This is a genomic window from Aeromonas sp. QDB23 (assembly GCF_027707745.1).
Lineage (GTDB): Bacteria > Pseudomonadota > Gammaproteobacteria > Enterobacterales > Aeromonadaceae > Aeromonas > Aeromonas allosaccharophila.
Genome location: NZ_JAPCJA010000013.1, coordinates 82,420 through 88,840 on the forward strand (window position 1 = coordinate 82,420; position 6,421 = coordinate 88,840).

Annotated in this window: 7 protein-coding genes; 2 read left to right on the forward strand and 5 right to left on the reverse strand. The window is 54.6% G+C overall.

Features of this window, described 5'->3' with window-relative positions; genetic code table 11:
- The first annotated feature begins 36 nt into the window (after nucleotides 1-36).
- Nucleotides 37-900: a YicC/YloC family endoribonuclease gene (locus tag PG888_RS08330; protein WP_042655877.1), complete on the forward strand. Its 864-nt coding sequence runs from the start codon at nucleotides 37-39 to the stop codon at nucleotides 898-900.
- Nucleotides 901-1,084: 184 nt separating this feature from the next.
- Nucleotides 1,085-2,347, forward strand: a complete 1,263-nt coding sequence (locus tag PG888_RS08335; RefSeq protein ID WP_270693234.1) for a tyrosine-type recombinase/integrase — start codon at nucleotides 1,085-1,087, stop codon at nucleotides 2,345-2,347.
- A 39-nt stretch (nucleotides 2,348-2,386) separates the two neighbouring features.
- Here PG888_RS08335 and PG888_RS08340 read toward each other — a convergent pair whose 3' ends face one another.
- The 5 genes from PG888_RS08340 to PG888_RS08360 all read right to left on the reverse strand — a co-directional run bounded on the left by PG888_RS08340 (nucleotide 2,387) and on the right by PG888_RS08360 (nucleotide 6,228).
- Nucleotides 2,387-2,686: a helix-turn-helix transcriptional regulator gene (locus tag PG888_RS08340; protein ID WP_001103055.1), complete on the reverse strand. Its 300-nt coding sequence runs from the start codon at nucleotides 2,684-2,686 to the stop codon at nucleotides 2,387-2,389.
- Nucleotides 2,683-4,344 (reverse strand): DUF927 domain-containing protein, encoded by a 1,662-nt coding sequence (locus tag PG888_RS08345; RefSeq protein ID WP_257711486.1) that lies wholly within the window; start codon nucleotides 4,342-4,344, stop codon nucleotides 2,683-2,685. The genes PG888_RS08340 and PG888_RS08345 overlap by 4 nt, the downstream gene beginning before the upstream one ends.
- Before the next feature lie 12 nt (nucleotides 4,345-4,356).
- A complete protein-coding gene (locus PG888_RS08350; RefSeq protein ID WP_270693235.1) occupies nucleotides 4,357-4,554 on the reverse strand; it encodes a helix-turn-helix transcriptional regulator in 198 nt (65 codons plus the stop codon).
- Between the two features lie 268 nt (nucleotides 4,555-4,822).
- A complete protein-coding gene (locus PG888_RS08355) occupies nucleotides 4,823-5,425 on the reverse strand; it encodes a hypothetical protein (RefSeq protein ID WP_257711484.1) in 603 nt (200 codons plus the stop codon).
- 20 nt (nucleotides 5,426-5,445) lie between these two features.
- Nucleotides 5,446-6,228: a hypothetical protein gene (locus tag PG888_RS08360; protein ID WP_257711483.1), complete on the reverse strand. Its 783-nt coding sequence runs from the start codon at nucleotides 6,226-6,228 to the stop codon at nucleotides 5,446-5,448.
- Nucleotides 6,229-6,421: the final 193 nt, after the last annotated feature.

Genomic DNA, 6,421 nt, shown 5'->3' on the forward strand with positions numbered 1-6,421 from the left:
TACTGGCCGCACACTTCATCAAGCCCGGAACAATCAATGATTCACAGCATGACCGCCTACGCCCGCAAGGAATTCAAGGGCGACTGGGGCACAGCCGTTTGGGAAATTCGTTCGGTAAACCAGCGCTATCTGGAAACCTACATTCGCCTGCCGGAGCAACTGCGCAGCCTGGAGCCGGTACTGCGTGAGCGTTTCCGCGCCAAGCTGCAGCGCGGCAAGGTGGAGTGCAACCTGCGTTTTGAAGCCGCTCAAGCCGATGCAAAGCAGCTGCATATCAATGAAGAGCTGGCCAAGCTGATCATCGACAGCGCCAACTGGGTAATGAAAGAAGCAGGCCAGGGCCAGCTCAATCCGGTCGACGTGCTGCGCTGGCCGGGTGTCATGGCTGCCGCCGAGCAGGACATGGACGCGGTCGCCACCGAGCTGCTCGGCGGTTTTGACCAGACCATGGAAGACTTCCTCGCTTCCCGCGCCAGCGAAGGGGCCAACCTCAAGGCGCTGATCGAACAGCGTCTGGCCGGTATTCAGGTGGAAGTGAAGAAGGTGCGCGTCCATCTGCCGCAGATCATCGAGTGGCAGCGCCAGAAGCTCACCGACCGCCTGGCCGAAGCCAAAGTCGAGCTGGATCCGGCCCGCATCGAGCAGGAGATCGTGCTGCTGGCCCAGAAGATCGACGTGGCCGAAGAGCTGGATCGTCTGGAGATGCACATCAGCGAAACCAACAAGATCATGAAGAAGGGTGGCGCCTGTGGCCGTCGCCTCGACTTCATGATGCAGGAGTTCAACCGCGAGTCGAACACCCTCGGCTCCAAGTCCATCAACGCCGAAGTGACCCAGTCCGCCGTCGAGCTGAAAGTCCTCATCGAGCAGATGCGCGAGCAGATCCAAAATATTGAATGATGGTTTTCTTTATCCGAACAGGATAGTAACCCCATTAAAATCAAGCGCTTTTCTTGTTTTGAAAATCACAGCATTCATCCAAACGCATTTTAGTTTGGGTAGTGGTGGGTAGTAGATTGGGGAGTTCAATCTCGCTATAGTTTTGCTAGCGAAATTGTACTCCCCAATTTTTTAAGGCAGGAAAATGGGTAAGCTGTACGACAAAACAGTCAAAAAACTGATCAAGGAAAAATCCGCCGTCCGGCATGCCGATGGTAACGGACTATACCTGATGACCCCTGCTCGCGGTGAAGCTTATTGGATGCTGCGCTACACCACGCCCACGACAAAACTTCGGCGAGAGTACACCATAGGTCAGGTATCCGACTGGTCTCTGGCTGATGCCCGTGACGAAGCGGCCAAGCTGCGGCTGGCCATCAAGCGCGATGGTGTTGACCCGGTTCAGGTTCGCCTCAAGATCAACAGGAACCCGTTCAAGACACTGAACGACCTCTTTGAGGATTATCACCAGTTACGCAAACGCGAAATAACCTCATATGAAAAAGAGCGCAGCCTCTATGAGCGTGAGATCGCCGGGCGCATCGGTCATCTTGAACTAGATAAAATCAGGCCGCTGGATATCAGTGAAATCCTGCGCGATATCACCAACGGATATGGCGGAAAACCACCAAGACCGACCATTTCGAATGATGTGATGCGTATGCTCAAACGTACCTTTGATCATGGTATGAAGCTGGATGTCACTCGCTTTAATCCTGCCAGTCCATTCCGCCCCAGAGATGCAGGTGGGCCAGAGCGGGCCGCCAACTATCCAATGACAGAACCGGAGGTGATCGAGTTTTTCACCAAGCTTCGTGCGATCCCGGCCCAGTTCAGTCGTGAAAACTACTTGGCCTGTGCCCTACTGATCGCTACCTGCACAAGAAAAATGGAGCTGCTGGCTGCGCCATGGAGCGAGTTTGATCTGGAGCAGAAGGTTTGGCATCTCCCCAAAGAGCGCACCAAAAAGCGCAAGTCTATCGACATTCCACTCGGTGAACCTGCCATGTCCTGGCTGAAAGAGCTGAAAATTCGTAGCTGTGGCAGTGAGTGGGTTTTCCCGGCCAGGAGGATCAGCAAGCAGGCTCGAACACCCCATGTCTGCGAAAACACTCTGAATCATGCAATCAAAAAGTTGTTCGAACAGAACTTCTTCTCGTTTGATAAACGACGCGTTCATGACCTGCGCGGTACCGCGAGGACAATGCTCGGCAAAATGGGATTTGATGATGCCCTCGCCAAGCGCTGCTTGAACCAGCAAGCGGGGAGTCGTGTTGATGAAATCTACAACCGCCATGCCTACTTTGCAGAGCGCACAGAGGCACACATAAAACTCGGTGAATGGTTGGCCCCCATCGTCAATGGCCCGGTCAACTACACTGGTGCCAAGCTTGATGAAGTCAGTTAGTTAATACAAGAGCCCCATAACAGGGGCTCAACTCTACCTCTAGGCAGCCTTGCGTTGCTCAATCCACCAAAGCAGATCAGACAGTCGCCAGGCAACACAATGGATGCTCAGTCTCACCCGCTTTGGCGCCAGCCCCTCCCTCTCCATCTTCCACCACAGCGTTCGAGTAACGCCAGTAATGGCTCGGCGATCCGCTTCTCGGACCAACCGCTCACATTGGCCAGAGCAGTGAAGCACTTGAGCTCTCATTTCATCATTCGGAGCCGCAAATAGAGATTTATCCATGGTATGACACCTCAAAACAGCGCTGGGAAAAATGGGAAAGTGGGAAACATTCATTCATCGCCAGCCAACTCCTGTATTCCCGCATAAATGCGATCCGGCCACAGGGCAAAGAAACGATAAAATTTCCCCTGAATCATGATCTTCAGTGTTGCTCGCTCCGGCTCATTGGTGGCAAACCACTCTCGCTGCAGCAGCGGCATCACCTCCCGCATGTACTGGCCAGGCAAGCCCAATTGCTGCAGAAACTGATTTTTATCGATCAGCCACTGCCGCTCGCCACTGACCTCTCGGGTGTATCCCAGCGACGAAACGGTGCGATGTTGATCTAATGCCTGCAATCCCCTCTCCCATTTCGGCAACAGCGCTTTCAAACGTGCCAACACCTGATGTTCTTCCAGGTTCATCACATGGCCTCTGGCAGCCAGCCATTGCAGCCACACGGCTCGTACAGATGCGATGGATTCATCCTCCTCCCAGGGCACTAGAAAATTGCGCGATGCCAACGCCAGGGCCGTAGCAACCAGCGCAAACCGCCTTAGCACCCTGACAACCTGGGAGGACATTTGATTTGTACGCCAGAGGTCGGTGAGCCGCTGAGTCTCCCCTGTGACATAGCGAGATAACTCATCGGTGGATGTCAGCAAATGCAGCCACTCCTTAAACAAGCTACCGTGATATTGGCCTGTCTGAATCTTTATGTGATCGGCAAACTGCTGTGAGCTCTGAAAGCTGTGCAATTCATCAAATGCCCCATACCTGCCAAAGATCGGAACCTCGATCAGTCGGGTCTGCTGACCGGCCAGTGGCCTTTTGCCCAACGATGCAAAAATCTCAGACAGGTATATCTCCCCAGAGCTCAATGCCTGTGTGCGCCAATGGGTTGATCTAGCGAGACTACCGCTCTCCGTGGCGCGCAACTTACTGGCCCCGGATACAAGGTGGTAGATGATCACATCCACGTCCTCAGGCTTAGCCATACCGATTTCATCCAGTGGCAGCAGCATGTCATGCTGTTCGGCGGCCACTGCCGCTAGGCCGTTGGCGGTAGCAATCCACCCTCTCACAAACAGATGTCCTGCATAGACGGATGCGGCGACCGCCAACAGGGTCGTTTTCCCTGTGGATGAATGGCCCACCAGGTGAAATAACCCGCTTTCCAAGGTAGCGGGATATAGGAGAGGTGCCATCAGCGCCACGCCTACAGCAAACATCATCATCGGATTACCGATACAGAGTTCACCGACATTTGCCTGCCATTGAGCCAATGAGCCTGAGCACTGCGGCCTCACGTCACCCAGCTGGCCAGCATAAAAATGGGGTTCCCCAGCCGAACCCACAGACCAATCCGGTGTGACAAATGCCCGTTCATGCCACCCTGTGCGTTCCACACAGATACCGGTAGGCGCCTTTGCCATTTCCCGGATCAGATAGAGCTGCAGGCGAGGCCAGCTTTGTGGATATGGTTCCAGCCAATAACCAGAGTCGAGCAGTTTTTCGCGGATCTGTCGCGACTGCTCCCCAAAGAGCACACGGTTGAAAATCACCTCCTGCTGCACTACACCATCCAGGTTTCGCCACTGGACCAGGGCACCAAATCCCCTTTTATATGAAGCGTCCCGTGTTCTGGCCGACACCCGGATCCAACTGCCAACCCGCAACCATCGGTCCCGGTCCAGGCACTCCAATCCATCATCCGTCAATCGAAATTCCATCCCACCTCCCTATCACAGCTCAGCCATCCAGCGACGCACGTCGGCGGCCCGGAATCGAACGGCTTTTCCAGCTGGATTGGGTTTGATCGGTTGGGGAAAGCGCCCGGCTTTTACATACCGACGCAATGTCGGCTGAGACAGTCGAGTGACCGCGCAAACCTCCTCATAGGTAAGAAGGTTGTCGGTCGTGAACTGAAAATGAGCATTCATATGTCCTCCCATAACATCGTGATGTGTCATGAGCGATCATAAGATGCAGACTCGTTCAGCCTCGCCTCTGTAACTGCCCGTTTTGGGCACCTACAGCGTTTTCTGAAAAATATTTCGCATGTGAAATTTAAGATGGAAACAGGCAGGGGGATTAGTAGAGCCAAATGAAATAGAAAAAAATTTCACATGTGAAATTTTGGCGAGAAACCGCCAGTAAAGTCATCAGGCTCCACCAGGTTAGGTTGGCTATCCCAAGCCAACCACAGGATCAACGATGGCTCATCTCTTCGATCCAACGGGCAACGCTATCAGGGTCGGCAAGCAACTGGGCGAGCGGCACATGATTGGAGCACAAGGCGAGCTGGCCACACTCCTCGCTTTGTTTCCAATCCGGTTGATGAAGGGGCCAAGGCACCGTGCGCCACAGCTCATCGAAATGCTTGTCGCTATCCTCCAGACAACGGAACAAACTCACTTCCACGACGGCTTGACCATCAAGTTGCAGAGGGTCTGGCTGGCCTTTTATTCCTGCACGCAGCGCTGAGGTATGGCGAAAATCGCTATCCATATAGAGGCGGAAAGCCAGAGAGAAATCTCCCTTTTCAGCCGTATCGCCACCCCAATCACGGTAACAATGGGTAGAAGCGAACAGCGGCAGATAGTCCCATGCCCAACTGCTGGATGGGCGGGTTCCCGAGCGGCAGGGGCGGCTATTTTCGCTGGGCTCCCAATACCAGAACTCGGCGTCCAGCGCCTGGCTGGCGATCTGATCGAATAGCGGGAGGATTCGCTGGTAGAAACCGGCGGCGAGTCGGTGGGCTTGTTGCAGTTGGGTAACCAGCTGGTTGGTCTGTTCAAGATCGTGTTGCATGACGGCATCCTTAGCCAAAGTCAGTGATTCAAAAAGGAGAAATCGGGGCGAGATAGGTGCAATGTCCCGGCATAGTCGAGCAGAGCTGCCCAACCCGTCTGCTCAGCCGGTGGGGGAGTTTCCCGCTCTGACATCACCCCGCAATCCAGATCCAGCCGCCTTGCGTAGGCAAACAACGGCGCCCATTCAGGTACCACCGGGGCCATCCCAAACAGCTCAAACGCCTGCAGCCACTCATCGCGAATAGCGCGGTCCTGACGGCAGGATTCAAACTCGTTGGAGGCTTGCAGGTAGCGGCGCAGTGGGTCCCATTCACGCAAGGTCATCTGGACAAAGCGTTCGGGCAGCTCTGGGCAAATCAGCGGGGCGATAGGGATATTGCCAAGCGCCACGTAATAGAGCCGGTTTTCATAGTCATCAAACTCGGCTTCACTGACCACAGCCTTGACCTGGGCCAGCCACTGCTCCCGATACTGGACCCCACCGAACGGGGGCTTCACCTCGATAACCACCAGCGCGTCGTCAAAGTGGAGCAGCACATCGGGCTCGACATAACGGCGATCCTGCAGCGATGCCAGTTTTGGCCACAGCTCCAACCGTTGAAAGGTGGCCGGGTCTAGCGGATTGTCACCGAGTAGAAAGCGCAGCACAGCCCCCAGAGCACCGTCCGAGAGGTGGGACAGACGGCCAAAGAAAGTGGCGGTCAGCAGATCTTCGCTGCCTTTAAACAGGTCGCGCCAGCGCAGGGATTCCCCTTCCCGCTCGATGCGCCCAGCCTTGCCATGCAGGATTGCATGTAGCATCGCAACTCCTTGTAATGTTGATATTTCAAGCAGGCTCTCACGTAACTAAAGAGCCTTCGAGATCCTGCTTTAATACCCACTCGACTACCACTCTATCCGTCACAAAATGGGGTAAGAATGTTTGACTGAAAGAGGGCGTCTCTTTAAGGTTGCCCGCAACATGACCCCGGCCTCTTGGTTGCTTTGCAACTTA

Coding starts and splice junctions, on each gene's coding strand:
- PG888_RS08360 (WP_257711483.1), bottom strand. CDS start 6,228: ATGCTACATGCAATCCTGCATGGCAAGGCTGGGCGCATCGAGCGGGAA.
- PG888_RS08345 (WP_257711486.1), bottom strand. CDS start 4,344: ATGGAATTTCGATTGACGGATGATGGATTGGAGTGCCTGGACCGGGAC.
- PG888_RS08355 (WP_257711484.1), bottom strand. CDS start 5,425: ATGCAACACGATCTTGAACAGACCAACCAGCTGGTTACCCAACTGCAA.
- PG888_RS08340 (WP_001103055.1), bottom strand. CDS start 2,686: ATGAATGTTTCCCACTTTCCCATTTTTCCCAGCGCTGTTTTGAGGTGT.
- PG888_RS08330 (WP_042655877.1), top strand. CDS start 37: ATGATTCACAGCATGACCGCCTACGCCCGCAAGGAATTCAAGGGCGAC.
- PG888_RS08350 (WP_270693235.1), bottom strand. CDS start 4,554: ATGAATGCTCATTTTCAGTTCACGACCGACAACCTTCTTACCTATGAG.
- PG888_RS08335 (WP_270693234.1), top strand. CDS start 1,085: ATGGGTAAGCTGTACGACAAAACAGTCAAAAAACTGATCAAGGAAAAA.